This is a genomic window from Streptomyces sp. RB17 (assembly GCF_009604455.1).
GTDB lineage: Bacteria > Actinomycetota > Actinomycetes > Streptomycetales > Streptomycetaceae > Streptomyces.
Genome location: NZ_WEGL01000007.1, coordinates 522586 through 546377, shown reverse-complemented (window position 1 = coordinate 546377; position 23792 = coordinate 522586). Strand labels below are relative to the sequence as shown.

Annotated in this window: 27 protein-coding genes and 1 pseudogene; 13 read left to right on the top strand and 15 right to left on the bottom strand. The window is 71.1% G+C overall.

Annotated features, from left to right (window positions below; genetic code table 11):
- From SRB17_RS31045 to SRB17_RS31030, 4 genes are all read right to left on the bottom strand, one after another.
- Positions 1-882 carry a GNAT family N-acetyltransferase gene (locus SRB17_RS31045; RefSeq protein ID WP_153543422.1) on the bottom strand — a complete coding sequence of 294 codons (882 nt, stop codon included), beginning with the start codon at positions 880-882 and terminating at the stop codon, positions 1-3.
- A 116-nt stretch (positions 883-998) separates the two neighbouring features.
- A complete protein-coding gene (locus tag SRB17_RS31040; protein ID WP_153543421.1) occupies positions 999-1433 on the bottom strand; it encodes a DUF2267 domain-containing protein in 435 nt (144 codons plus the stop codon).
- A gap of 63 nt (positions 1434-1496) precedes the next feature.
- The gene (locus SRB17_RS31035) at positions 1497-1892 is read right to left on the bottom strand and encodes a DUF2267 domain-containing protein (RefSeq protein WP_323376483.1); all 396 of its coding nucleotides are present in this window, start codon (positions 1890-1892) and stop codon (positions 1497-1499) included.
- A gap of 100 nt (positions 1893-1992) precedes the next feature.
- On the bottom strand, positions 1993-2424 hold the full coding sequence (locus tag SRB17_RS31030) for an Hsp20/alpha crystallin family protein (RefSeq protein WP_153543420.1): 432 nt from the start codon (positions 2422-2424) through the stop codon (positions 1993-1995).
- Positions 2425-2550: 126 nt separating this feature from the next.
- Between SRB17_RS31030 and SRB17_RS31025 the strand changes: the two genes are divergently transcribed.
- The 5 genes and pseudogenes from SRB17_RS31025 to SRB17_RS31005 all read left to right on the top strand — a co-directional run bounded on the left by SRB17_RS31025 (position 2551) and on the right by SRB17_RS31005 (position 5613).
- Positions 2551-3225 (top strand): type III effector protein, encoded by a 675-nt coding sequence (locus SRB17_RS31025; protein WP_153543419.1) that lies wholly within the window; start codon positions 2551-2553, stop codon positions 3223-3225.
- Positions 3226-3420: 195 nt separating this feature from the next.
- A pseudogene (locus SRB17_RS31020) lies at positions 3421-3684 on the top strand (FAD-dependent monooxygenase); the annotation flags it as partial.
- A gap of 317 nt (positions 3685-4001) precedes the next feature.
- Positions 4002-4472 carry a helix-turn-helix domain-containing protein gene (locus SRB17_RS31015; RefSeq protein ID WP_153543418.1) on the top strand — a complete coding sequence of 157 codons (471 nt, stop codon included), beginning with the start codon at positions 4002-4004 and terminating at the stop codon, positions 4470-4472.
- A gap of 76 nt (positions 4473-4548) precedes the next feature.
- The gene (locus SRB17_RS31010; protein ID WP_153543417.1) at positions 4549-5148 is read left to right on the top strand and encodes a hypothetical protein; all 600 of its coding nucleotides are present in this window, start codon (positions 4549-4551) and stop codon (positions 5146-5148) included.
- 120 nt (positions 5149-5268) lie between these two features.
- The gene (locus SRB17_RS31005) at positions 5269-5613 is read left to right on the top strand and encodes a DUF2516 family protein (RefSeq protein WP_153543581.1); all 345 of its coding nucleotides are present in this window, start codon (positions 5269-5271) and stop codon (positions 5611-5613) included.
- A 114-nt stretch (positions 5614-5727) separates the two neighbouring features.
- Here SRB17_RS31005 and SRB17_RS31000 read toward each other — a convergent pair whose 3' ends face one another.
- The 4 genes from SRB17_RS31000 to SRB17_RS30985 all read right to left on the bottom strand — a co-directional run bounded on the left by SRB17_RS31000 (position 5728) and on the right by SRB17_RS30985 (position 10250).
- Complete coding sequence (locus SRB17_RS31000) at positions 5728-7029, bottom strand: PP2C family protein-serine/threonine phosphatase (protein WP_153543416.1); 1302 nt, start codon at positions 7027-7029, stop codon at positions 5728-5730.
- A gap of 309 nt (positions 7030-7338) precedes the next feature.
- Positions 7339-8430 (bottom strand): C40 family peptidase, encoded by a 1092-nt coding sequence (locus SRB17_RS30995; protein WP_153543580.1) that lies wholly within the window; start codon positions 8428-8430, stop codon positions 7339-7341.
- A gap of 188 nt (positions 8431-8618) precedes the next feature.
- Positions 8619-9404, bottom strand: coding sequence for a class I SAM-dependent methyltransferase (locus SRB17_RS30990; RefSeq protein ID WP_323376482.1), 786 nt, complete (start codon positions 9402-9404; stop codon positions 8619-8621).
- A 135-nt stretch (positions 9405-9539) separates the two neighbouring features.
- A complete protein-coding gene (locus SRB17_RS30985) occupies positions 9540-10250 on the bottom strand; it encodes an LAETG motif-containing sortase-dependent surface protein (protein WP_194294188.1) in 711 nt (236 codons plus the stop codon).
- Positions 10251-10598: 348 nt separating this feature from the next.
- Here SRB17_RS30985 and mshA point away from each other — a divergent pair, with 348 nt between their 5' ends.
- The 4 genes from mshA to SRB17_RS30965 all read left to right on the top strand — a co-directional run bounded on the left by mshA (position 10599) and on the right by SRB17_RS30965 (position 15112).
- The gene (mshA, locus tag SRB17_RS30980) at positions 10599-11936 is read left to right on the top strand and encodes a D-inositol-3-phosphate glycosyltransferase (protein WP_323376481.1); all 1338 of its coding nucleotides are present in this window, start codon (positions 10599-10601) and stop codon (positions 11934-11936) included.
- Positions 11929-12429 (top strand): YbjN domain-containing protein, encoded by a 501-nt coding sequence (locus SRB17_RS30975; RefSeq protein ID WP_153543415.1) that lies wholly within the window; start codon positions 11929-11931, stop codon positions 12427-12429. The genes mshA and SRB17_RS30975 overlap by 8 nt, the downstream gene beginning before the upstream one ends.
- Positions 12430-12533: 104 nt before the next feature.
- Complete coding sequence (locus SRB17_RS30970) at positions 12534-14195, top strand: glycosyl hydrolase family 28-related protein (RefSeq protein WP_194294187.1); 1662 nt, start codon at positions 12534-12536, stop codon at positions 14193-14195.
- A 113-nt stretch (positions 14196-14308) separates the two neighbouring features.
- A complete protein-coding gene (locus SRB17_RS30965) occupies positions 14309-15112 on the top strand; it encodes a hypothetical protein (protein ID WP_153543413.1) in 804 nt (267 codons plus the stop codon).
- On the opposite strand, the gene SRB17_RS30960 is transcribed toward SRB17_RS30965, so the two are convergent.
- Positions 15113-15913, bottom strand: coding sequence for a helix-turn-helix transcriptional regulator (locus tag SRB17_RS30960; protein ID WP_153543412.1), 801 nt, complete (start codon positions 15911-15913; stop codon positions 15113-15115).
- 49 nt (positions 15914-15962) lie between these two features.
- Here SRB17_RS30960 and SRB17_RS30955 point away from each other — a divergent pair, with 49 nt between their 5' ends.
- Positions 15963-16400 carry a DUF2000 domain-containing protein gene (locus SRB17_RS30955; RefSeq protein ID WP_228396358.1) on the top strand — a complete coding sequence of 146 codons (438 nt, stop codon included), beginning with the start codon at positions 15963-15965 and terminating at the stop codon, positions 16398-16400.
- 16 nt (positions 16401-16416) lie between these two features.
- Here the strand turns inward: SRB17_RS30955 and SRB17_RS30950 are convergent, their stop codons facing one another.
- Positions 16417-16887: a carboxymuconolactone decarboxylase family protein gene (locus SRB17_RS30950; protein WP_153543410.1), complete on the bottom strand. Its 471-nt coding sequence runs from the start codon at positions 16885-16887 to the stop codon at positions 16417-16419.
- A gap of 479 nt (positions 16888-17366) precedes the next feature.
- Between SRB17_RS30950 and SRB17_RS30945 the strand changes: the two genes are divergently transcribed.
- Together SRB17_RS30945 and SRB17_RS30940 are read left to right on the top strand one after the other, a co-directional pair.
- Positions 17367-17609 (top strand): hypothetical protein, encoded by a 243-nt coding sequence (locus SRB17_RS30945; RefSeq protein WP_153543409.1) that lies wholly within the window; start codon positions 17367-17369, stop codon positions 17607-17609.
- A gap of 182 nt (positions 17610-17791) precedes the next feature.
- Positions 17792-18043 (top strand): hypothetical protein, encoded by a 252-nt coding sequence (locus tag SRB17_RS30940; RefSeq protein WP_153543408.1) that lies wholly within the window; start codon positions 17792-17794, stop codon positions 18041-18043.
- Positions 18044-18279: 236 nt separating this feature from the next.
- Here the strand turns inward: SRB17_RS30940 and SRB17_RS30935 are convergent, their stop codons facing one another.
- Positions 18280-19533, bottom strand: coding sequence for an MDR family MFS transporter (locus SRB17_RS30935; RefSeq protein WP_153543407.1), 1254 nt, complete (start codon positions 19531-19533; stop codon positions 18280-18282).
- A gap of 177 nt (positions 19534-19710) precedes the next feature.
- Between SRB17_RS30935 and SRB17_RS30930 the strand changes: the two genes are divergently transcribed.
- On the top strand, positions 19711-20472 hold the full coding sequence (locus SRB17_RS30930; RefSeq protein ID WP_153543406.1) for a phosphoglyceromutase: 762 nt from the start codon (positions 19711-19713) through the stop codon (positions 20470-20472).
- Positions 20473-20572: 100 nt separating this feature from the next.
- Here the strand turns inward: SRB17_RS30930 and SRB17_RS30925 are convergent, their stop codons facing one another.
- Genes SRB17_RS30925 through SRB17_RS30910 form a run of 4 tightly spaced genes read right to left on the bottom strand, consistent with a single transcriptional unit; the run spans position 20573 to position 23690 of the window.
- The gene (locus SRB17_RS30925) at positions 20573-20854 is read right to left on the bottom strand and encodes a ribosomal protein L7/L12 (RefSeq protein ID WP_153543405.1); all 282 of its coding nucleotides are present in this window, start codon (positions 20852-20854) and stop codon (positions 20573-20575) included.
- 49 nt (positions 20855-20903) lie between these two features.
- Positions 20904-22139: a tyrosine-type recombinase/integrase gene (locus SRB17_RS30920; RefSeq protein WP_153543404.1), complete on the bottom strand. Its 1236-nt coding sequence runs from the start codon at positions 22137-22139 to the stop codon at positions 20904-20906.
- Positions 22139-22378 carry a helix-turn-helix transcriptional regulator gene (locus SRB17_RS30915; RefSeq protein WP_153543403.1) on the bottom strand — a complete coding sequence of 80 codons (240 nt, stop codon included), beginning with the start codon at positions 22376-22378 and terminating at the stop codon, positions 22139-22141. The genes SRB17_RS30920 and SRB17_RS30915 overlap by 1 nt, the downstream gene beginning before the upstream one ends.
- Entirely contained in the window at positions 22371-23690 is a 1320-nt protein-coding gene (locus SRB17_RS30910; RefSeq protein WP_323376513.1) for a replication initiator, read from the bottom strand. The genes SRB17_RS30915 and SRB17_RS30910 overlap by 8 nt, the downstream gene beginning before the upstream one ends.
- Positions 23691-23792 lie beyond the last annotated feature (102 nt).

Sequence of the window (23792 nt, the reverse complement as noted above, 5' to 3'; positions counted from 1 at the left end):
TCAACCGACGTCCGGTGCGGCGCGCGAGAAGTCGTACGCCGCCCAGTCGGTGAGCGTGCGATAGCCGAGGCGCTGGTAGAGGGCGTTGCTGGTGGGGTTGGACAGGTCGGCGAACAGGACGACGTCCCTCGCGCCCGCGGCCAGCGCGGCCCGGCTCACCTCCGCCGTCACGGCGCCCGCGTAGCCGCGACCGCGCAGGTGGGCCGGGGTGTAGACGACGTCCACCTGGATCTGGCCGCCGATCAACGGGTTCATGCCCGCGATGGAGACGGGGGTGCCGTCCGGGGTCTCCCAGAGCGTGTAGCGCTTGTCGGCGAAGCGGGTGCCGGCCCACGTGTCGGCGTCGATGGAGACGTCTTCCCCGACGGCCTTGGCGAACTCGCCGCACCAGAACATGGCTTGCTCGAGGTCCCGCTCGCCCAGGAGGCGGCCCCGGCCCGCCGGCAGCGGCTCCGGTGCGGTGAGCGTGCCGAGGCGGTACAGACGGAGCCGCGTGTCGCGGAGTTCCGGCGTCGCGCCGGTGCGCCGCTGCCAGGCCTCGGCGAAGGCGGTGGCCGTGCCGTGGTCCGCGCTGACGGAGGGGACGGAGTGCCCGAGGGCGGCCAGGCGGACGGCGAGGGAGTCGGCCTGCTCGGACGTGAGCGGGGAGAGGCCGAAACCACGCGGCGGGAGGCGGAAGAAGGTGCCGTGAACCTCGCCCGCTCGCTCCAGCACGCCGAAGACGGGGACTCCGGTGCCGAACGCCCCCGCCCCACGCGCTCGCACTCTCTCGGCCCAGGTCAGCTGCATGACGTGCGGTCCGGGCCGAGACCGCAGAAAGGCCCCGGCTCGGCCGAGGAAGTCGTCGACGTCTTCCGTGAGGTACCAGTCATCCGGTCGCATGCTTCATGGTTCCCCGTGCCGGCGAAGCGCCCGACGGTTTTCCGCCAGGGCGGGGAGGCGGACGTCGGGGACTTGCCCGGTGTCCGTTCCCAGGAGACCTGAAAGGCCCGGCCTGCCTATGCGGCTTGGGTGAGTTCGGCACGGCCGAACAAGAGCGCGTAGCCGGAGGGAAGCCGGCGCAGGATGCGGGTGAGGAGATCGGGGCCGGCGTGGGCCGCGACGGCGGAGAAGACCGATCCGGTGTCCCAGCGGGTCGTGGCCTGGGAGGCGCCGGTGCGGGCGGCGAGGTCATTGACGAAGGCCCAGCCGGTCAGCGGCTGGATGTCGGGGATCTGGGCGGTGACGATGCGTGCGGCTTCGAGGGGCAGGCGGGCGGCGAGTTCGACGCGTTCGTCGCCGGTCAGCTGGCGTCCCAGTCCGGCGAGGACGAGGCGGACGGCTTCCTCGGCCTTTTCGCGGGTGGGGTAGGCGCCGTCGTAGCGGACCTTCTCCAGCATCTGCTCGTACGCCCTCCCGTAGGACTGCTGGAGTGGTGCGCTCTGGTCGGACATCACTGCGGTGGTTGCCTTTCTCTCACCAGGGTCGTAGTGGCCGGTGTGCGGTCACCCGGGGGGTCAGGTGGGCTGGGGGCGGCCGAAGAGGAGGTCGTAGCCCGCGGGGAGCTGGAGCAGGATCTCTTTGAGGAGGTCGTCGCCGGCGGCGTCGGCCGCCGTGGACAGGACCGCGCTGACGTCCCAGGCCGCGGTCTGTTCGGTGGCCCCTTCGATCCACGCCGCGGTCGCGCGCACGAACCGCTCGGGGGGCAGCGGCTCGGCGCTTTGCAGCGGGTTGAGCAGGATCGGGGAGAGGTCTTCCGGCAGGCGCGCCGCCAGTTGGGCGCGTATCTCGCCGACCAGGTGTGCGCCCAGCAGGGCGAGCACCACGCGGGCCGCGCGTTCGGCCTCCTGCGGGGTGTCATATTCGCCGCGTTCCTTCACACGGTCGAGGAACGCTTCCCGTCGCACAGTCACGTCGGTCGCCACCCTTCCTCGGTCCACGGGGCGCGGAGGACAGGCGAGGGGGAGATCGGGTACCCGTCCTCCGCGGCTGTTCAGCCCTCGTTGGTCCGGCTCAGCCGGAGATCTCCTTGTGGCCGGAGCCGACGCCGATGGCGATCTTGCGGGGTTTGGCGCGCTCGGCAATCGGGATGCGCAGGGTGAGCACGCCTGCGTCGTAGTCGGCCTGGATGTGCTCGGTGTCGAGGGTGTCGGCGAGCACGATCTGGCGGGAGAAGACGCCGAGCGGCCGTTCCGACAGTTCCATCTGCACGTCGTCGGCCTTCGTCACGGGCCGGCGCTCGGCCTTGACGGTCAGCATGTTCCGTTCGACGTCGATGTCGATCGCGTCCGCGCTGACGCCGGGGATGTCGAAGGCCACCACGTACTGGTCGCCCTCACGGTAGGCGTCCATCGGCATCGGGGACGGCCTGGACCAGGTGCCCGGGCCCATCAGCTGCTGGGCCAGCCGGTCCAGCTCACGGAAGGGGTCAGTGCGCATCAACATCGTGAAACACCTCCAGCAGGTTCGGGCAGTTGCTGCCAATGCGCCTCACTGACACCGTTGTAACATGTCATCCAATGGATGACAAACAGGATGTCGTCCAAAGGATGACTATCGAGGGAGGTGCCCATGACCCCGGCCGACCAGCCGGCCTCGACCAGCGCCGACACCCGAAGCCCGGCGTCGTTCCTCGCCGCAGCAGCGGCCCTTCAAGCCATAGACGACGCCCTGCATGCCGCCCGGCACGAGGGCCCCGGCACTGCCCAGACTCACGACGTCAGCCCGGAGCAGGCCCTGGCCTCGCTTCTGCTGCTGCGGCAGGTCCGCGAGCAGCTCGCCGGATGGGAAACCGGCCTGATCGAAACCGCCCGGAAGGCGGGTGCCAGCTGGGCGGACCTCGCGCACCCCCTCGGCGTCGCCAGCCGCCAGGCCGCCGAACGCCGCTACCTGCGGGGCCGCCCCGGCCCCGCGGGAACCACCGGCGAACAACGTGTCCAGGCCACCCGCGAGCGCCGCGCGGCCGAACGCACCACCGCCACCTGGGCCCGCCGCAACGCGGCCGACCTGCGCCGCATCGCCGGCCAGGTCGCCGCCCTCACCGACCTGCCCACCGCGGCCGGCCTCCCGCTCAGCCAACTCCACGCGGCTCTCGCCCACGACGACCCCGCCGCTCTCGTCCGCCCCCTCAACGCCACTCGTGCTCACCTGACCCCCACCCACCCCGACCTCGCCGCCCAGCTCGATGCCCTGACGGACTCCGCCACGAACCCGGCAGCCCCCGACCGGCTGGATTTCGACTCGTAGGGCGATGCGCGGAAAGGCAGGTCGTGCGGCGGGTGAGCCGCCTGGTCATCGGCGTGATCGAGGCCCACGTGATCGAGGAGGAGTTGTGTGCGGGCAAGGTGACGCGGGCGGTGTGGACGCATCCAGGCGGACTCAGCCAGCCGGATCCGGAACGGCAGACAGGGCTGACGTCGTCGCAGGATGACGCCGGGATTCGGGGTGACGCTACTGGGCGACGCCGCCCATCTGATGCCCCCGTTGGGGGCGGGCGCGAACCTCGCGACGCCGGAAGGCGCCGAACTCGCCGAGTCCATCGCCACCGGCCCTGGAGATCTGGACAAGGCCGTCCGCGCCTTCGAGGAACAGATGTGGGCACGAGCCGGCAGGTGGGCGAAGATCGCGATGGCCGGTCTGGAACGCCTCGTGAGCCCGGACCCCGCCGAAGCCCTCGCCCACTTCGACCAGGTCCAGCCATCCTGACTGCCACGCGCGAGAGCACCAGCACCAACAACTGCAAAACCATCGTGAGACGAACGCACGGACGCCTGCACCGAACGCAGCCCTCACCCCGCTACCGCGAATAATCCGGTCCGCTCTTGCTCGCTGGCCGGTAGGGCGGCGCGCTGTGCAGGTCGTGCGGGACCCGTTCACTGCACACTGCAGATTCGGCGGGAAATCGCAGATATGCCGGGAACGGACACACTCGCCCGGTAGCTCCCCGTTGCCTCCCACGCCCGCGGCAGACTTTTGCAAGCGGGTGCTTGCAATTGTTAGCGAAGGTGCGGCATGGTAGGGGCATGGCATCGCTGAACGTCGGCAATCTCGGGGAATACCTGCGCGAGCAGCGGCGGAACGCGCAGCTGTCGCTGCGGCAACTCGCCGACGCCGCCGGGGTGTCCAATCCCTACCTGAGCCAGATCGAGCGCGGGCTGCGCAAGCCCAGCGCGGAGGTGCTCCAGCAGGTCGCCAAGGCCCTGCGCATCTCCGCCGAGACGCTGTACGTCCGCGCCGGGATCCTCGACGCCGAGCGGGACCGGGATGACGTGGAGACCAGGGCGGTCATCCTCGCCGATCCCTCGCTCAACGAGCGGCAGAAGCAGGTGCTGCTCCAGATCTACGAGTCCTTCCGGAAAGAGAACGGATTCGGGGTCGGCGAGTCCGTCGACGACGAGGACAGCGTTCAGGAAGCGGACACCGACGGCGCCACCGTGCCCGGCACCGCCGGCGGACACGATGCCGATGCAGGCCCGCGGCGGACGGCCGGATAACCGGACCAGGGCGCCGGCTCCCACCGCGGACCACACCAACCTCAGCCGAACGCGAATCCGGGAGGACCAGATCACCATGGCCATCACCGACGACCTGCGCAAGACCCTCAGCGACCCCACTCCGCTCTACTTCGCCGCCGGCACCGCCGACCTCGCCTTCCAGCAGGCCAAGAAGGTGCCCGCCCTGGTCGAGCAGCTGCGCTCCGAGGCGCCGGCCCGCATCGAGGCCGTGCGCAACACCGACCCGAAGGCCGTGCAGGAGAAGGCCGCCGCCCGGGCCAAGGAGGCGCAGGAGACCCTCCAGACCAAGGTCAACGAGTTCCTCGGCACCCTCGACGTCGACCTGAAGAAGCTCGGCGAGCAGGCCCAGGACCTCGCCCTGCGCGGCGTCGGCGTCGCCGCCGAGTACGCCGTCAAGGCCCGCGAGACCTACGAGAAGGTCGCCGAACACGGCGAGCAGGCCGTGAAGAGCTGGCGGGGCGAGGCCGCCGAGGAGATCGAGGACTTCGCGATCACCGTCGAGGGCAGGCCCGAGCCGGTCCAGGCCCAGGACGCGCCGAAGCCGGCCGAGCCCGTGGCCGAGGCCGACTCCGCCGACAAGAAGCCGGCGGCGAAGAAGGCGCCCGCCCCGCGCAAGAGCACCACCGCGAAGAAGACGACGCCGCCGGCCAAGTGACCGGCAGCGGCGGGATCACGCCGAGATGACAGCGGGCCGGGCACCTTTGGGGTGTCCGGCCCGTTGTACGGGTACGGTGGCTGTACGGACGACTCGACTCGGGTGGTGGGCATTGTGCTGATGACGGCGGTCGGCGGAGTGATGTGGCTGATCTTCACCGCCATGCTGGCGCTCGCCATCGTGGCGTTCGTGATGGCCGCGATCTTCCGCGAGGACGCGTACCGCGCCGCGGACAAGCAGAACAAGGGCTTCTGGCTGATCATCCTCGGCATCGCGGTCGCCGTGAACCTGTTCGTGCCCATGCTGTTCCTGCAGCTCGCGGGCCTGGTCGCCACGATCGTCTTCTTCGTGGACGTACGCCCCGCACTGCAGCACGTCTCCGGCGGCAGAGGCTTCCGCCGCCGGGGCGGGGGCCGGGGCAGCAGCAGCGACGGTCCCTACGGGCCGTACAACGGGGGCCGCTAGCGGCATCCCGCCGTAGGGCAACTGGTCGATCGCCGGGTGCGGGTGGTTCGTGGCTTGCCGCCACGACGGACCCGCACTCGGCAACGGTGAAGAACCCCTGACGCGAGATCCCGACTACGGCGCCCGATCCAAGAGCACCACGGCAACATCGTCCGTCAGCTCCCCCCCATTGAGCTCCCGCACCTCACTCACCGCGGCCCGCAGCAACTCCTCCCCCCGCAACCCCTCGGAGAGCTGGCGGCGGATCATCGACACCATTCCGTCCTGACCCAGCCGCTCGCCGCCCTCGCCGACCCTGCCCTCGATCAGGCCGTCGGTGTAGAGCATCAGGCTCCACTCGGAACCCAGCTCCACCTGCATCCGCGGCCAGCGGGCGCCGGGCAGCAGGCCGAGGGCGGGGCCGTTGTTGTCGTACGGCAGCAGCCGGGCCTGCCGGCCGGGGCGGGCGAGCAGCGGGGCCGGATGGCCGGCCAGGCACAGGCCCGCGCGGCGGCCGTCGGGCGCGATGTCCACCGTGCACAGGGTCGCGAAGATCTCCTCGTCGGCCCGCTCGTGCTCCAGCACCTGCTGGAGCGTGCCGAGCAGCTGGTCGCCGCACAGGCCCGCCAGCGTCAGCGCCCGCCAGGCGATGCGCAGCTCCACGCCGAGCGCGGCCTCGTCCGGGCCGTGGCCGCAGACATCGCCGATCATGGCGTGCACGGTGCCGTCGGGGGTGCGGACCGCGTCGTAGAAGTCACCGCCGAGCAGCGCGCGGGAGCGGCCGGGGCGGTAGCGGGCGGCGAAGCGCAGCGAGGAGCCCTCCAGCAGGGGCGTGGGCAGCAGCCCGCGCTCCAGGCGCCGGTTCTCCTGCGCGCGCAGCCGGCCCTCCGCCAGCCGCCGCTCGGCCGTGTCGGAACGTTTCCGCTCCACCGCGTAACGAATGGCGCGGCTGAGCAGCCGGCCGTCCAGCTCATCCCGGAAGAGGTAGTCCTGCGCGCCCACGCGTACGGCCTCGGCGCCGCGCTCGGCGTCGCCGGAGGCGGTCAGCGCGAGCACGGCATGCCGGGGCGCGAGCCGGAGCACGTGCTTGAGCACGGCCAGCTCGTCCTCGGCGTCGCTGCCGCCCGGCGCCGACAGGGCCAGGTCCAGCAGGATGCAGTGGACGTCGTCGGTGAGCAGCCGCTCGGCCTCGGTGAGATTCCGGGCGGTACGGACACGGATCGGCTTGCCGGCCGAGTCCAGCAGGTCGGGGACGATCGGCGAGCCGGCCGGATCGTCCTCGATCAGCAGCAGGGTGAGAGTGGCGCCGGTGCCGTTCGTCGGCTTGGCGTCGCGGTGGGCCTCTTCCTTGAGGGGGCCGCCGCCTGCGGTGGCGGCCTGCGCCTGACCACTCTCCACGGCCGGGATCGCTCTCTGCCGCGGTACGGGTACGGGCATCTGTTGGTTCCTTCCCTCCCCCCGAGGGCATGGTGGCGCCGAGGGTCTCGATGCCACCGACGGGGACCATAGCGGGTGCTCCCGTCCCGATGGAATGGTGTGAGCCGCGTCGCTCGCGCGCAGGCCGCTGTCATATGCCGCGTTCCGTACGACAGTTGGACAGGGCGCCCCGGCACGGAGGATGACGAAGCTCACGTCCGGCCCGGGTTTGGGCGGGGGTTGGCGGTGTGATGGGTCACGTGGCGCGGGTCACCCGGAAGGCGGCCCCACCTCAACGGGGCTGTACCGCCCCGCGCCCCGGCCGGAGGGCTACGCGTCCGGTCGTACGACCCCGAGGATCGGCATCGAGCCGGCGCCCGCGACCGTCACCGTCCGCCCGGGGCGCGGGGCCTGGATGATCGCGCCGTCGCCGATGTAGAGGGCGACATGGCTGGCGTCGTCGAAGTAGATGATGAGGTCGCCGGGGCGCATGTCCTTGACCGCCACGTGCTTGAGCTGCTGCCACTGCTCCTGCGAGGTGCGCGGGATGGGATGGCCGGCCGCCGCCCAGGCCTGGGAGGTCAGGCCGGAGCAGTCGTAGGACTTCGGGCCCTCGGCGCCCCACACGTACGGCTTGCCGAGCTGGGCGGCGGCGAACGCGACCGCCTTCTCGCCCTGCGCGGACGCCTTGCCGTGGATCTTCTTGAGGATGCCGGTGTCCAGCCACTTCGTCTGCGCCTTCAGCGCGGCCTGGTCCTCCAGCCTGGCGAGCCGCTCCCTGTCCTTCTTCTCCAGCTCGGACTGGAGCTTCTCGGCGGCGGAGATCTGCTGCTGGATCTTCTTCTTGGCGGCGGCCTTGGCCTTGCGCTCGGCGTCCAGCTTCGTCCACTGCGCAGCGGCGTCGTCGGCGTACGCCTGCAACTGCTTCTGGGTGCTGGTCAGTTCGCTCATCAGTGACGTCGTCGCCCGCTGGCCCTGGAGGACCAGTCCGGCCCCGTCCAGGACCTGTCCGGGGTCGTCGCTGAGCAGGAACTGCGCGGTGGGCGGGATGCCGCCGGTGCGGTACTGGGCGCGGGCGGCCGCGCCCGCCTGGTCCTTGAGCCTGTCGAGCCGCTGCCGGCCCTCGTCGATCTTCCTGGCCAGCGCGACGATCTGGGCGGACTGCTGCTTCGCCTTCTCCTCGGCCGCGTTGTAGGCGTCGGTGGCGACGGCGGCGTCGTGATAAAGCCCGTCGAGCTTCTCGCGGACCTTCTCGAGATCCTTGCCCGGCGCGGGAGTCGGCGACGTGCTCGGAGTGGGTGCCGGAGTGGGTGCCGGAGTGGGTGCCGGGGTGGCGAAGGCCGTGCCGGGCGCCGCCAGCACGGTCACCGCACAGACCACGGTCACCGCGGCCGAGAGGATGCTGCGCTTGCCCCAGCCCATCACTGATGCCCCCAAAGCTGATTTACCGTCAGTAACTTACGGTGCCCCGGGGATGGTGTCACGTCCCGGCACAAAACGACAGAGGCAGGTGTTCCCCCCGGCCTGTGCGCCGACATGACGATCTCCCCGCCGGTGTGACGAACGGCGCACTGAGATCGTTCCGTTCCGGCCGCCCCGAAAGGGTGATCTCAGCTCCGGGGCGCCAACGCCTCCCACGTCACCGTCACTTCACCCTGCCGCCAGCGCGCCGGGCCGTCCGTCACCGGCCAGTCGGCCGTCAGGTCCCGTACCGCTCGCAGCCAGCGCTGACGCGCGCCGTAGGAGGCGTAGGGCGCGGCGGCGGCCCAGGCGCGGTCGAAGTCGCGCAGGAAGGCGTGCACCGGCTCGCCGGGGACGTTCCGGTGGATCAGCGCCTTCGGCAGCCGCTCGGCGAGGTCGGAGGGCCGCTCCAGCGAGCCCAGCCGGGTGGCGAAGGTGACGGTCCGCGGGCCCTCCGGACCGAGCGCCACCCATACGTGCCGTCGGCCGATCTCGTCGCACGTGCCCTCGACCAGCAGCCCGCCGCGCGAACCGCCGTCGGCCGGGGCGAGCCGCGCGCACAGCCGCTGCCAGACGGCGGCGACCTCGGTCTCGTCGTACTGGCGCAGCACGTTGGCGGCCCGGATGAGCATCGGCCGCCCGGGCACGGGCACCTCGAACCCACCGTGCCGGAAGACAAGCCCCTCCCGCTCGTACGCCTTCGCCGCCGCGACCCGCGCGGGTTCGATCTCGATGCCGACCACGTGAGCGCGGGGGACGGTCGTCCGCAGCCTGCCGAGCAGTTCGACGGCGGTCCAGGGGGCGGCGCCGTAGCCGAGGTCGATGGCCAGGGGATCGTGGGCGCGGCGCAGTTCGGCGCCGTGGGCCGCCGCTATCCAGCGGTCCATGCGGCGCAGCCGGTTGGGGTTGGTGGTCCCGCGCGTCACCGTTCCCACGATGGGGGTCCCCCCGCTCGAGCGAAGCCGAGCGTGGGGGAGGGAGGCTGCGCGGGCTGTCATGTGTACGAGGGTAAGCGGGCGCCGAGTGGTACCGGCCCGGCCGAGTGAGTCGACCGGGCCGGGCGGCGCCGGTCAGCGCGAGCGGTGTGCCGCCCTGCGGCGCAGGGCGACGACGATGCCGCCGCCTGCCACGACCAGCGCCGCCGCCGCACCGGCGAGCACCGGGGTGTCGCCGGAGGCGCCGGTCTCCGCGAGGTGGGTGCCGCCGCCCGCGGGCGACGGGGCGTCGCTCGCCACGGGCGAGGCGGCCGGGCTGCTGCTCCCGACCGGGCTCGCGGCGGCGGACGGCGTCGCGGAGGGGTGACCGGTCGGGGTCGCCGAGGGCCGGCCGGTCGGCGTCGGGGAGGCCGAGGCGGAGGAGCCGCCGGAGGACTTGCAGGTGAAGTCGTCCGGTACGACCACCGGCGGCTTGAGGTCCTCGTCGACGCGGTCGCCGGCCTTGACGTGGACCACGAAGGTCTCCCCGGCGTACCAGTCGAACGGGTGCAGGTCGACGCTGACACCCTGTGCGGTCGGGTGGTCGATCGTCCCGGTGGCGTCGTCCCGTTCCCCGCCCGGCATGCTCAGCTCGATCTTGAGGGTCAGGGTGGCCGGGGTGCCGGAGGCGTCCTTGTCGGTGACGCGGATGACGGGCTTGCCCGAGCTGTCGCAGGCGACGGCGGCGGAGAAGTCGCCGATGCTGCAGGCGAGCGCGGTCTGGGCGGCGGCGAGGGAGAGCACGGCCGCGGCGGCCGATGTGCCGATGACGCGGGCCACCCGGGTGGAGCGGTGGGAGAGGGACACGCTTGTCCTTAGGTCTCTTGGGTCAGGTCTCTCGGGTCAGGTTTCTCGGGTCAGGTTTCTCGGGCCGGTCTCTGGGACCGGTCTCTGGGACCGGTGAGAACGGTCGACGAGCAAGCGTGTACCGCCCCTGTACGTGTCCTGTCAAAGGTTGTATCGCCGCAGGTCAAGGCTGGATGAAGCCCTGGTCATGACCCCCTCGGCCGATGGAGCGGAGGTCATGATTGAGTAAAGCGGCTTGATCCGGAAGTCGATCCGGAAATGGTCCGGCCCCCCGCCGCTGTTGCACCTGCGTGGAGGGCGAGGTCGGTCCTCCGTCCGGCATGCCCGCAGCAAGGAGAGGACCGCCAGGTGAGCCAGTACGTCAACAGGCTCGGGCGACGCTCCCCGTCGGCCGCGGCACGGCTACGACTGCACCGCAGGCCCCGTCGCGTCGCCATGCTCTCCGTGCACACCTCCCCGCTCCACCAGCCCGGCACGGGTGACGCCGGCGGCATGAACGTCTACATCGTGGAGCTGGCCCAGCGGCTCGCCGCCATCAACATCGAGGTCGAGATCTTCACCCGGGCCACGGCCGGCGGACTGCCGCCCACGGTCGAGCTGGCCCCCGGCGTCCTCGTCCGGCACGTCGACGCCGGCCCCTACGAGGGCCTCGCCAAGGAGGACCTGCCGGCCCAGCTGTGCGCCTTCACGCACGGCGTGATGCAGGCCTGGGCCGGTCACCGCCCCGGCTACTACGACCTGGTCCACTCCCACTACTGGCTCTCCGGCCACGTCGGCTGGCTCGCGGCCCAGCGCTGGGGCGTGCCCCTGGTGCACGCCATGCACACCATGGCCAAGGTCAAGAACGCCAACCTGGCCGACGGCGACACCCCCGAACCCGCCGCCCGCGTCATCGGCGAGACCCAGATCGTCGCGGCCGCCGACCGGCTGATCGCCAACACGGCCGAGGAGGCCGACGAGCTGGTACGGCACTACGCCGCCGACCCCGCCAAGGTCGCCGTCGTCCACCCGGGCGTCAACCTCGACCGCTTCCGCCCCGCCGACGGCCGCGCCGCCGCCCGCGCCCGCCTCGGCCTCCCGCAGGACGCCCTGATCCCGCTCTTCGCGGGCCGCATACAGCCCCTGAAGGCCCCGGACATCCTGCTGCGCGCGGTGGCGGTGCTGCTGGACGAGCGCCCGGAGCTCCGCTCCCGCATGGTCGTGCCGGTCGTCGGCGGCCCGAGCGGCAGCGGGCTCGCCAAGCCGGAGGGGCTGCAGAAGCTCGCCGCCCGGCTCGGCATCGCGGACGTCGTACGGTTCCGTCCGCCGGTCGGGCAGGAGCAGCTCGCGGACTGGTTCCGGGCCGCGTCCGTGCTGGTCATGCCGTCCTACAGCGAGTCCTTCGGGCTGGTCGCCGTAGAGGCGCAGGCGGCCGGCACGCCGGTGCTCGCGGCCTCGGTCGGCGGGCTGCCGGTGGCCGTGCGCGACGGCGAGACCGGCTTCCTGGTCCACGGTCACCATCCCGCCGACTACGCGCGCGTGCTGCACCGTTTCGTCGACGAGCCGTCCCTCCCGGCGAGCATGGGGCGGGCGGCCGCCCGGCACGCGCAGTCCTTCGGCTGGGACAGGGCGGCCGGCGAGACGGCGGACGTCTACACGGCCGCGACCCAGTCCCACCGCCGTCGCGTACGCTCCCACCATGGGTGATGTCGAGAAGGCCGGGCAGGTCCTGGAAGGTGTCCTGAAGGACGCCGAACTGGAGTGGGAGAGCCCCGAGCCCGGGAACTACGTGGTCAAGCTCCCCGGCACCCGCAAGCTCTCCACGACGGTCTCCCTCCTCGTGGGCCGCCACTCCCTCTCCCTGAACGCCTTCGTCATCCGGCACCCCGACGAGAACGAGGCGGGCGTCCACCGCTGGCTCCTGGAGCGCAACCTCAAGCTCTACGGCGTGAGTTACGCCGTCGACCGCCTGGGCGACATCTACGTCACCGCCCGCCTGCCCCTCGCCTCCGTCACCCCCGACGAGATCGACCGCCTCCTCGGCCAGGTCCTGGAAGCGGCCGACGGCGCCTTCAACACCCTCCTGGAGCTGGGCTTCGCCTCGTCCATCCGCAAGGAGTACGCCTGGCGGGTGTCCCGGGGCGAGTCCACGCGCAACCTGGACGCGTTCAGGCATCTGATCGAGCGCCCCGCCGACTGACTTAGGTACGACCCCTTCCCCCTGCCGCCGGGGCAGTGGCATGCTCACCGCCGACGCGATTCTGAACGTCGTTCATATGTATGAATATGAAGGGGCGGGTGGACATGAACAACGCGCACATCGCCAGACGGACCCTGCTCGCGGGCGCGACGGCCGTGGCCCTCGGCGTCACGGCCGCTACGGCACGGGCGGCCGAGGTCTCCTCACCCGGAGAAGTCCCGGACATCTGGAGGGAGTTCACGCGCACCCCCTTCACCCATCCTCAGGTCCCCTATGTCGGCCGCGCCGGCCGCCGCGCCGGCGCCCCCCGCTTCCCCCGCCCCCGCCACTTCGCCGACGTCACCGAGTACGGCGCCGTACCCGACGGCACCACCGACTGCGCCCCCGCGATCAACCGTGCCATCGCCGCCGCCGGACAGGCCGGCGGTGGCACGGTCACCATCCCGCCCGGCACCTTCCGCATCGACGACCTGATCCGCATCGGCGACTCGGGCGTCGTCCTGCGCGGCGCCGGCAGCGGCCGTACGACGCTGTACGCGACGAAGTCCCTCACCGAACTGATCGGCGTCTACGGCTCCCGCTACGGCGGCGACAAGTCGGCGTGGTCGTGGGCGGGCGGCCTCATCTGGCTGGCGTCGAAAGCTCGTTGGGACTCCCTCGTCGCCGCCGTCCGGTCCCGCGCCTGGCCCTTCGAGGGCTGGACCGGCAACAAGCGGGACGAGTGGACGCCGCTGACGGCGGTGGAACCGGCCACGCAGGGCTCGTGGACGATCACCGTCGCCGATCCGGAAGGGCTGCACCCCGGCCGCCTCGTCCTCCTCCGCCTGGCCGACGACCGCGCGCACACCCTGCTCCAGCACATGGCGGGCGGCGGCCCGGGCCCGGCGTCGTACTACTGGGACGACAAGACGAAACTGCTGTCGTACGTCCCCTACGAGTGGCCGGTGCGCATCACCCGCGTCCAGGGCCGCCGGGTCACCCTCGAACGCCCCCTCCCGCTCGACATACGCCCCGAGTGGAACCCCCAACTGACGACCCATGTGCCCGAGTTGACCGGATCGGGGGTCGAGGGCCTCACCCTGCGGGCGGTCGAGACCCCGCAGTCCCCGCACCTGCTCGACAAGGGCTACAACGGCGTGGTCCTGCAGTGTGCGTACGACTGCTGGGTGGACGACGTCACGGTGACCGACGTGGACAACGGTTTCGGTCTCGTCGCCGCCTCCGCCTGCACCCTGCGCCGCACCCGGGTGGCCGGCCGTGGCTCGCACCACCCGTACTTCTGCCGCGAGGGCTCCCACGACAACCTGATCGAGGACTTCACCATCGAACAGCGCACCGTCCCGGCCCCGCCGAACACCCAGCTCCACGGCATCAACGTCGAGGGACTGTCCTCCCACAACGTCTGGTCACGCGGCGAGATGCAGATGGGTACCTTCGACAGCCACCGCGGCCTGCCCTTCGCCAACGTCCGCACGGACATCACCGTGGACAACAACGGCCGCCACGGTGGGGACGCGAACGCAGGACCGTTGTTCGGCGCGCGCTTCACCCACTGGAACATCAGGGTCACCAACGGCCGCGCGGGCCTGATGAAGATCGACGGCCTGGCGCCGTACTCCGCGACCGTCGGCGTCAACACGGTGACCGAGTTCGACCAGATCGACGTCGCCGACTTCACCGGAGACCTGCACTCCCGCCTGGAGCTCTACGGCACCACGGACGCCGTACGCCCGCGCAACCTGTACGAGGCGCAGCGGGACCTCTAGGGGACGGGCCGCGGTGGGGGTCCGAACCGGCGTTCGGGTGAGTGCTGTTAGCCTGCGGCGACCCGAGTCCTTACCGGACCCTTACCGGTCCCTCACCGACGAAGAGGTTGTGCATGCGCGCAGGCAGATCCGGCTCCGCGGTCGTGCTCGCGGGAGCGCTCGCCCTGGGGGCGTTCGCCGCGCCGCCCGCGGAGGCGGCGGACACCGGCATCACGGTGTCGAACCTGGTCGTGAACAAGGGCAAGCCCATCATCGTGGGCACCAGCGCCGAGGTGAGGCCCGACTTCACGTACCACATGTCCTGGCCGTCCGGCCCCCAGCTGCAGGACGTGAACGCCTTTCCGTTCCTCTACCACGACACCACGGTCGCCATGGGCGCGGACTCCGGCGGCATCTACATGGGCTACACCAACTGCAACGAGGACGGCACGCACGCCGCCGACTGCGACGGCGAGCTGTACATCGAGCCGCGCTACACCCTGGACTCGAACAACGACGCCACCACGTGGAAGATCGCGGTCTCCGCACGCATCTGGGGCTCGGACGGCCGGCTCAAGCGCCAGGAGTACCTGACCGGCTTCGGCTCCGTGCAGGTCAAGCGCAGGGCCCAGGTCACCGTCAACGCCTCGCCCGAGCCCGTCACGAAGGGCAGGACGCTCACCGTGACCGGCCGGATCACCCGCGCGGACTGGGTGAAGCACGCCTACACCGGCTTCGGCGGCAAGGCGGCCAAGCTGCAGTTCCGCAAGGCGGGCACCAGCGCCTACTCGACGGTCAAGATCGTGCCGGCGGACTCCGCGGGCTACCTGAGGACCACGGTCACCGCCTCCGCGGACGGCTACTGGCGCTGGACGTTCGGCGACACGACCACGACGAGCGGCGCATCCGCCGCGGGCGACTACGTCGACGTCACGTAGCTATGACCGGGCGCCGGCCCGGTAGCGCCCCGGTGTCACGCCCACCAGCTTCTTGAAGTGCCGGGTGAGATGGGCCTGGTCGTAGAACCCGGTCGCCGACGCCACCTCGCCCGGCGCCCGCCCGTCGAGCAGCAGACGGCGGGCGCGGTCGACGCGGCGGGACATCAGATACTGGTGCGGGGCGATGCCATAGGCGGTGCTGAACGCCCTTACCAGGTGGGCGGGATGGGCGTAGAGCAGCCCTGCGGCCTCCTCCAGCGCGAGCCCCCGTGTGACGCGCTCGTCGAGGAGCTCGCGCAGCGAGCGGGCCAGGGCGGGATCGCGCCGGGGCTCCTGTGCGCCGGATCGGGGCTTGAGCCGGGCCCGCAGCCGCTCGGCGATGAGCGTCAGCCTGCTCTCGGCCTCCAGCTCGTCGCCGGGGTGCGCGAGGGAGCCGTGCAACTGCCCGACGCGCCGCCGCAGTACGGGATCGCGCAGATCGGGGCCGTCGACCGCGGGACCGATGAGGTCGTCGCCCAGGCGGCCGGAGTCGAGGTACAGCACCCGCTTGCGGAAGCCGTGCGGTGTGGCGGGCGAGCCGTTGTGCGGGACGTGCGGCGGCAGCAGGGAGACCGTGTCGTGCGGGGTGCCGTGCTCGTGCCGGTCCAGGTCGTACCGTACGGCCCCGTCGTCGACGATCAGCAGTGTCCAGGCCTCGTGCACGTGCATCGGGTACGCGTACTCGGTGAAGTGTGCGTGGAAGACCTCCACGACACCCGGGATGCGCGGGCGCCAGGCGGAGACTTCCGGCTGAACGGCCATGCAAAGAACGTACAAGACGGCGGCGAAGCCCGGTCGGCAGTCTCGAGGCATGAACACCGAACCGACCGCCGGACCGATCCGCTTCGACACCAAGATCGCCGTACTGCTCCGCGAGGACCTGGAGCCCTGGCAGCGCCTCAACGTCACCGCGTTCCTGGTCAGCGGCCTGGGCACACAGCTCCCCGAGGTGATCGGGGAGCCGTACGAGGACGCGGACGGGGTGTCGTACCTGCCGATGTTCCGCCAGCCGGTGCTGGTCTTCCAGGGCTCGAAGGAGACCCTGAAGGCGGCCCACGGCAGGGCGCTGAGCCGCGCCCTGCCCCGGGCCGTCTTCACCTCGGACCTGTTCACCACGGGCAACGACCGCGACAACCGCGCGGCGGTGCGGGCCGTGCCGCCGGGGGAGCTGGACCTGGTGGGGCTGGCGGTGTACGGCCCGCGCAACGGGGTGGACAAGGTCCTCAAGGGCGCGCGGATGCACCCGTGAGGATCCGTGTCGCGGGTCAGTCGAACATGCCGGGCTGGTAGTCGCCGGCGGGCTGCCGGACGATGACGTTGACGCGGTTGTAGGCGTTGATCAGGGCGATCAGCGCGACGAGCGCGGCGAGCTGGTCCTCGTCGTAGTGCTTGGCGGCGTTCGCCCAGACCTCGTCCGGGACGCCGGCCGCGTCGGCGATGCGGGTGCCCTGCTCCGTCAGCTCCAGCGCGGCCCGCTCGGCCTCGCTGAACACCGTGGCCTCCCGCCAGGCCGCGACCAGGTTCAGCCGCTGTGCGGTCTCCCCGGCGGCGGCCGCGTCCTTGGTGTGCATGTCGAGGCACATCCCGCAGCCGTTGATCTGGCTGGCCCGGATCTTCACCAGCTCCTGTGTTGCGGCCGGCAGGGTCGAGTCCGTCACCACCTTCCCCGCCGAGTTGATGTACTTGAAGAACTTGCCGGTGACCGGGCTGGCGAAGAGGTTCAGACGAGCGTCCATGGTGTGCTCCCGTGTGGTTTCCGATGGCTACACCTCCCTGACGGATCCCTCCGCGGAGATGTGACGGGGGTGAGTGTGACCTGCGTCACTGGACCGCCCGGGGCGGGCTCGTCCGGCCGTCCGCCGCCGCCCGGATCCGTCCGTGAACGGAATCTGCACAGTGCGTCCGCAACCCCGGGTCGAGCGGGTTCCGTTGGTGGGGAGTTGTCCCGGTCGGCGCGGCGGTGGCAAGAGCCGTGGCCTGCCGGTGTGGCGCGGCATGTGGAGGTACTGGCCCCAAGGCGTGACCGTACGTGCACGGATGCGTCGTACGGGTCGCTCAACTCACGGGGTGCGGGCGGCGGTTGACTGGATGCCCCGCACGCTCCGTGGTTTGATCGCTGGCACCGCCGGGATCGCGCCAGGTGTCCTGAAAGGGACGGCGCACGCCTGCGGTCGCGGCCCCCGTCTGTCCCCAGCGGGCCGCTTCCCCTTGGACCATGTGGACCATCCATGCGAAGGGCAGTTTCCTCATGAACGCCGCTCACCAGATCCAGACCGTCGAGATCGCCGACACCGAGCTCGACACCGTCTCCGGCGGCCTGGCCCCCGAGGCCAGCCTCACCGCCGACTCCACGACCCTGAGCAGCGCCGACGCGCTGTCCCAGCTCGGCGCCGTCCAGGGCGAGCTGATGGGCGCCCTCGCCCAGCCCCACCAGATCGGCGTGAACCTCGCCTTCTGATCGCTCCGATCGGCGTACCCAGCCCCCTGCCGGTGGAGAACTCCCAGGTGGGGGGCTCGGTCATGTCGGCGGATGGGGCCATGTGCGCCGCCTGTTCGGGTGCTTGTGCGCACGTCGACGCTTCTGTCGCGCGGGTCGACGGCATACCTGGGGCAAGCACACACCGACCGAAGGAGACGCTTATGCGTGCACCTGCCGTGCTGGCTGCCCTCGCTCTTGCCGGAACCGTTCTGCTGGGTGGTGCGGCCCAGGCCCTCGCCGACGACAACGACGACGTGGGGATGGGCAGTGTCATGGGTGGCGCCGGGGGTGATTTCGGGAGCACCTCTGTGGCCAAACCCGATTCCGGCCAGGACGCGTCCGGCTTCGGCCAGGGCCAGGGTGCGTCCGGTTTCGGCAAAGTCGGCTCGATTTTCGATCGGACCGCCGGCTGACGGCTGGGCCGTGCCTCACATTCCCCGCCCCCGCGCCGGAACGCTTTCGGTGCGGGGGCGGGGAGTTCCCGTGGATACGACGTTCCCGCTGCTCGACACGTACGTCGGCCGCCGGCGGGACGGTGATCCTGGACGGCCGATCGCCTCGGCGGGCGGCGCGATCTCTTCGGACTCCTCGTCTCATCGGCCTCTTCGGCCTCCTCGACGGACCTCCGGGGGCTGGCTGCCCGAGCCGCTCAGGCGGCCTGTTCGGACGCGCGCGGCTGCGGGTCCGGCGCGGGGGCGGCCGGGCTCTCCTTCCGCAGCCCCCGCATGAGAACCCCGTACCCGAGCCCGGCGACCGTGCCCACCGCGGCGCACATGCCCCACAGCCACTCCGCGCCCAGCCGGTCGATGACCGTGCCGGACATCAGCGGGGCGACCAGTGCGGCGACGGACCAGGACAGTGTGTAGACGCCCTGGTAGCGGCCGCGACCGTGGACCGGGGACAGCCGGACCACGAGTCCGGTCTGGGTCGGGGCGTTGACGATCTCGGCGAGGGTCCAGACGCACACGGTGACCATGAAGACGCCGACCGAGCCGGCGAACGCGGTGAGCCCGAAGCCGTAACCGGCGAGCAGCGAGGAGACGACCAGCAGGGTGCGCGGGTCGCGGTGCTCGATGAACCGGGTGACCGGGATCTGCAGGACGACGATCAGGATGCCGTTGACGGCGATGGCGAGGCCGTAGTCGGCGGGCGAGAACCCGGCCCGCCCCATGGCCACCGGCAGCCCCACGGACCCCTGCTGGAACACCAGCGCGACCAGGAAGGACAGCCCGACGACGGCCATGTACCGCCCGTCGCGCAGCACGGTCCCGAGGCTGACGGCGCTGTCCCGCTCCTTCACGTGGGCGGTCGGCCGGGACTCGGGCACCTTCAGGAAGACGACGAGCGCGCAGGCCAGGGTCATCCCGGCCTCGATGAGGAAGCCGGCGAGATAGCTGAACTCGGCGATGAACCCGGCGGCCATGGAGGAGACGGCGAAGCCGAGGTTGATGGCCCAGTAGTTGAGGGAGAAGGCCCGCACCCGGTCCTCGGGCCGGACGATGTCGGCCATCATCGCCTGTACGGCGGGCCGGGAGGCGTTGGAGGCCATACCGACGAGGAAGGCGACGGCGGCGATGGCGACGGGGTCCGTCATGAAGCCGAGCAGGGCGACGGAGGCGGCGGTGGCCGACTGGGCGATGAGGAGGGTCGGACGCCTGCCCAGCCGGTCGGCCATCACTCCGCCCCCCAGCGAGGAGACGACCCCGCCCAGCCCGTGCAGCGAGGCGACGAGGCCGGCGTACGAGGCGGAGTAGCCGCGGTCGAGGGTGAGGTAGAGGGCCATGAAGGTGGCCACGAAGGCGCCGAGCCGGTTGACGAGGGTGCTGGTCCACAGCCACCAGAACTCACGGGGGAGCCCGGAGACGCTCTCCCGGGCGGCACGTCGGAGACGGGCGGCGGACATGACAAGACCCCCCACGGATCAAAGCGCGCCCGGTGTGGGCGCAGTAAGCGGCTCAAGCGGTAAGCACAACTTACATGCGAGGTCTGCCGGCGACCACTCGATTAACAGATGCCGTCAACCGTCCACCCACCGACCGGCCCGGGCGGGGCCGCGAACCCGTGGATTACGCTCTTTCCCATGGCCGACGCACCGTACAAGCTGATCCTCCTCCGCCACGGCGAGAGCGAGTGGAACGCGAAGAACCTGTTCACCGGCTGGGTGGACGTCAACCTCAACGAGAAGGGCGAGAAGGAGGCAGTCCGCGGTGGCGAGCTCCTGAAGGACGCCGACCTTCTCCCCGACGTGGTCCACACGTCCCTCCAGAAGCGCGCGATCCGCACGGCCCAGCTGGCCCTCGAGGCCGCGGACCGCCACTGGATCCCGGTCCACCGCAGCTGGCGCCTGAACGAGCGCCACTACGGCGCCCTCCAGGGCAAGGACAAGGCGGCCACGCTGGCCGAGTTCGGCGAGGAGCAGTTCATGCTCTGGCGCCGCTCCTACGACACCCCGCCGCCGCCGCTCGCGGACGACTCCGAGTTCTCCCAGTTCGACGACCCGCGCTACGCGACGCTCCCGCCGGAGCTGCGCCCGAAGACGGAGTGCCTGAAGGACGTCGTCCAGCGGATGCTTCCGTACTGGTTCGACGCCATCGTCCCCGACCTCCTGACCGGCCGCACGGTCCTGGTCGCGGCCCACGGCAACTCCCTGCGCGCGCTGGTCAAGCACCTGGACGGCATCTCCGACGCCGACATCGCGGGCCTGAACATCCCGACGGGCATCCCCCTCGTCTACGAGCTCGACGCCGACTTCAAGCCGGTCACCCCCGGCGGCAGCTACCTCGACCCCGAGGCGGCCGCGGCGGCGATCGAGGCGGTCAAGAACCAGGGCAAGAAGAAGTAAGCGCCCACGAATAAGCCCCCTACCTGCGTTTTCTTCGCTAGTAGGGGGCTTGTTGCTGCGCTGGGGCCGTCTCTGGGCCGTGAGCTGCTCGACCGGGCTGTCAGGAGACAGGGCCGGGGGAGTGCGGTTTCGGCTGCTGCCTCAGCTCTGCCTGCCCTCCTGCATCGCGCAGGGCCGCGACCGCTCTCTCGGCGGTCTCTTCCGGAATGCGGTCGAGAATCACGACAGGGGCTTGATCCACCAGCACCTTGCTACGCCAGAGGCTCAGTCCAGTCATCCGGCGTACAACCTGGGCTACATCGAGCGGACAGGCACCCGGGTGGACGAGCACCACCTCGTGGGGCACGTCGTCGCAGACCAACGTGAAGTACTTGACCGCCATCCCTCTTCCCCTCCCGTTTCTGATCAGGAGCGTAAGTGTCTGAGCCGTCTCAGACACCGGCTATTTCGCCGCTGAAGACGGCGGCCACGGCCTTGCGGGTGCGCTCCTGGCTGGACGGCATGAGGTGCGCGTACACGCGCAGGGTCAGGCCGGGGTCAGAGTGGCCGAGGTACTCGGCGAGGGCCTTGATGTTCTCTCCCGCGTCCAGGAGCACCGAGGCGTAGAAGTGGCGGAGGGCGTGCATGCCGTTCTCGCGGGACTCGGCGTACGACCCGCCCGGCTTCCGCTCAGGGATCACGCCGGCCGAGGCGAGGGCCCGCTTCCACACCTCCTCGTTGAGCGACGTACGCCAGACGTGCCCGCCGCGCGGTCCGGTGAAGATCAGCCGCTTGGTCACCGGAGGCCCGTCCGCCACCTTCCACGGCAAGGTGATCTCGACCGGCGGGAATCGCTTCATGTGGGCGCGGAGGACGTCAGCGACCGGACCGGGGAGCGGTACGTCCCGGAGCTTGCCACCCTTCGGCGGGGCGAAGACCGGCTTGCTGCGGCTCAGCTTGAGCTGCTGGACCACGTGGAGGGTGTCCGACTCGAAGTCGAGCGTGTCGACGGCCACGCCCAGGATCTCGCCCTGTCGAAGGCCGCAGCCGCCGCCCAGGTCGACCATGGCTTGGTACCTCTCGGGCATGCCGGCCCGGACGGCGAAGACCCGTTCCGGCGTCCAAGGCACGACGCGCTTGTTGTCCACAGACGGTGGACGGACTGAGCGGGCGGCGCACGGGTTCCGGGGAAGGTGCCCGTCATCCACGGCCGCGCTGAGGGCGGCGCGCACGTTGGAGTAGATCGTCCGGGCATACGAGCCACGGACGCCGTTCTCTTGGAGCTGCCGCACCCAATCACGGATGTGAGCGGGCTGGAACGAGCCGAGAGGGCGCGAACCCAGGTCCGGGTAGGCGTGCAACCGAAGCTGCGACTCCATCGAGGCCTGCGTGTTCGGGTCCGGCGCGTGGGTCACCCACTTCTCGGCGTACTGCTGGAAAGTGATCCGGGCCGCGCGGGGGTCGATGTACTGTCCCCGCGCCATGTCCGCTTCGGTCTGCGCCAGCCACTGTTCGGCGAGCCGCTTCTGACGGTCGGGGAAACTCTTGGACTTCTCGGTGCCGTCCGGGCCGACGTAGCGGGCGCGGTAGCGCATGCCCGTGCCATAGCGCTCGGTCTTGGCCTTGCGAGTCTTACCGTCCGGGCCCTTCTCTTCCTTGTACCAGCGATCTTGGATGTGTCCGGCCATCAGGCAGCGACCCTCTTGATCTGGGACTCCACCCAAGCGCGTACGTCTTCCGGATCGAATCGAAGGTGCCGGCCGACCCGGAAGCCACGAGGGCCGGTGCGCTTACGACGCCACTGGTAAACCGTCTCGACACTAGGCAGCTCGAACATCTCCACCAGGTCGTCAGGAGTTAGGAACCGCGTCGGCAGGGCGCGCGGTGCGGGGGCTACTTCGACAGAGGCGCGGCGTCGATCAGCCATGCGTGGGCTCTCCTTCCGTTCCGGGAGCGGGTTCGAGGGAGGCGGCAAGCCAGGCTTCGGCGTCGGACAGGCCGGTGCCGGCGAACACCCAGTGGGCGAGGACGTACGTCGTCTCGATCTCCGGGCCGTTGGGTGCCGCCGCCTGTGCTCGGCGCCACTCGGCACGGGCGTCGCGGAGGGCGCCGAGGGTCGTGGAGTAGCGGCGGGACTTGGTGGAGAAGTGGCCGCGGAAGCCGAGCATGTGGGCCCAGGCGCGCAGGCGGAGGTGTTCCAGGTCCTTGCGCGCGCCGAGGGTCCAGGCCGTTCGGATGAGGCGGCGCGCGTGGTCGCTGATGTCGAGCTGGGCGAGTTCGGCGGCGAACTTCAGCGGGCGGTCGAGGGCACCCGTCGCGGTCTCGGCTCCCTTGGTGGCGTACTTGGCGATGTACGCCGCTACGGCCCGCTCGGTCAGCTCCTGGCCGTCGTTGAAGTCGGCGGAGCGGATGGTGCGGACGTCGAGCTGGCGGCCGAAGGTGAAGGTGTGGGCGCGGCCGTCGATGACCGGGCCGTCGATGCGGACCCTGGCAACGGATGCCCGAATGGCGTCGGTGAGGAGTTCGGCCGTTGCCCAGGGCGGGGGCGGGGTGTCTCCGCCGCCGGGACCGTCGAGGCGGATGACCGCGTGGAAGTGGACGGCTCCGCGCTTTTGGTACTCGGCGACTTTGGCGAAGGACACGCGCGCGTGCTCGCGGAAACGCCGCTGTGACAGGCCCGCTCGCTTTGCCACCTCCCGGCACAGGTAGACGGAAAAGCGCCGCCAGAGCTGCCCGGCATGGGCGTTCCAGAGGACGGCCGCTTCGTAGTCGTAGGTGTCCGGGGCGAGCGGGGTGCCAAGGGCGTCGTCGTCCTGGTCGTGGAGGGTGCCGCAGCGGCAGGGGCGGCCGTCGGTGCGGCGGTTGTGGACCGGTCCGAAGCCGGGGGCGGTGAAGGTGGCGAAGACGCGGGGGTGTGCGGCGACCTGTTCCGGGGTGCCCTTGCCTCCGCGCAGTCCGGCGGTGATGAGGTGGAAGGTGTCGCGGCGGTAGACCTCCGCGCAGGCCGGGCAGCGGGTGGTGCGGCGGTTGTTGCAGCGGACCAGGAGTTGGCTGGCGGGGAGGGCGGTCGAGTCGAGGTGATGGAGGACGCGGCCGATCTCACCGGTGGTGGTGTCGATGTCGTACTCGGTGCGGTGGCCGTCGAGGCGGATCGGGTGGGTGCAGCCGCCGAGGCCGGAGAGCTGCCGGAGGATACCGGGCAGGGTGCCGTGTTCGGCCAGCCTTGCGAGTTCTGGGATCGGGGGCGGGGTGGCGCGGGTGAAGATGGCGGTCTCCTTCTGACTGACTGGTTCGGTCGGGAGGGAGGGAGCCCGGGGCGGCGGATGCTTGGCGGTATCGGG

Bases quoted from the DNA above. Each gene is read 5' to 3' on its own strand.
- SRB17_RS30940 (WP_153543408.1), top strand. From the start codon at position 17,792: ATGCGTGCACCTGCCGTGCTGGCTGCCCTCGCTCTTGCCGGAACCGTT.
- SRB17_RS30920 (WP_153543404.1), bottom strand. From the start codon at position 22,139: ATGGCCGGACACATCCAAGATCGCTGGTACAAGGAAGAGAAGGGCCCG.
- SRB17_RS31010 (WP_153543417.1), top strand. From the start codon at position 4,549: ATGGCCATCACCGACGACCTGCGCAAGACCCTCAGCGACCCCACTCCG.
- SRB17_RS30945 (WP_153543409.1), top strand. From the start codon at position 17,367: ATGTGGACCATCCATGCGAAGGGCAGTTTCCTCATGAACGCCGCTCAC.
- SRB17_RS31005 (WP_153543581.1), top strand. From the start codon at position 5,269: ATGACGGCGGTCGGCGGAGTGATGTGGCTGATCTTCACCGCCATGCTG.
- SRB17_RS30930 (WP_153543406.1), top strand. From the start codon at position 19,711: ATGGCCGACGCACCGTACAAGCTGATCCTCCTCCGCCACGGCGAGAGC.
- SRB17_RS30970 (WP_194294187.1), top strand. From the start codon at position 12,534: ATGAACAACGCGCACATCGCCAGACGGACCCTGCTCGCGGGCGCGACG.
- SRB17_RS31015 (WP_153543418.1), top strand. From the start codon at position 4,002: ATGGCATCGCTGAACGTCGGCAATCTCGGGGAATACCTGCGCGAGCAG.
- SRB17_RS31000 (WP_153543416.1), bottom strand. From the start codon at position 7,029: ATGCCCGTACCCGTACCGCGGCAGAGAGCGATCCCGGCCGTGGAGAGT.
- SRB17_RS30965 (WP_153543413.1), top strand. From the start codon at position 14,309: ATGCGCGCAGGCAGATCCGGCTCCGCGGTCGTGCTCGCGGGAGCGCTC.
- SRB17_RS31045 (WP_153543422.1), bottom strand. From the start codon at position 882: ATGCGACCGGATGACTGGTACCTCACGGAAGACGTCGACGACTTCCTC.
- SRB17_RS30935 (WP_153543407.1), bottom strand. From the start codon at position 19,533: ATGTCCGCCGCCCGTCTCCGACGTGCCGCCCGGGAGAGCGTCTCCGGG.
- SRB17_RS30915 (WP_153543403.1), bottom strand. From the start codon at position 22,378: ATGGCTGATCGACGCCGCGCCTCTGTCGAAGTAGCCCCCGCACCGCGC.
- SRB17_RS30950 (WP_153543410.1), bottom strand. From the start codon at position 16,887: ATGGACGCTCGTCTGAACCTCTTCGCCAGCCCGGTCACCGGCAAGTTC.
- SRB17_RS30955 (WP_228396358.1), top strand. From the start codon at position 15,963: ATGAACACCGAACCGACCGCCGGACCGATCCGCTTCGACACCAAGATC.
- SRB17_RS31040 (WP_153543421.1), bottom strand. From the start codon at position 1,433: ATGTCCGACCAGAGCGCACCACTCCAGCAGTCCTACGGGAGGGCGTAC.
- SRB17_RS30960 (WP_153543412.1), bottom strand. From the start codon at position 15,913: ATGGCCGTTCAGCCGGAAGTCTCCGCCTGGCGCCCGCGCATCCCGGGT.
- SRB17_RS30995 (WP_153543580.1), bottom strand. From the start codon at position 8,430: ATGGGCTGGGGCAAGCGCAGCATCCTCTCGGCCGCGGTGACCGTGGTC.
- SRB17_RS31030 (WP_153543420.1), bottom strand. From the start codon at position 2,424: ATGTTGATGCGCACTGACCCCTTCCGTGAGCTGGACCGGCTGGCCCAG.
- SRB17_RS30975 (WP_153543415.1), top strand. From the start codon at position 11,929: ATGGGTGATGTCGAGAAGGCCGGGCAGGTCCTGGAAGGTGTCCTGAAG.
- SRB17_RS30925 (WP_153543405.1), bottom strand. From the start codon at position 20,854: ATGGCGGTCAAGTACTTCACGTTGGTCTGCGACGACGTGCCCCACGAG.
- SRB17_RS31025 (WP_153543419.1), top strand. From the start codon at position 2,551: ATGACCCCGGCCGACCAGCCGGCCTCGACCAGCGCCGACACCCGAAGC.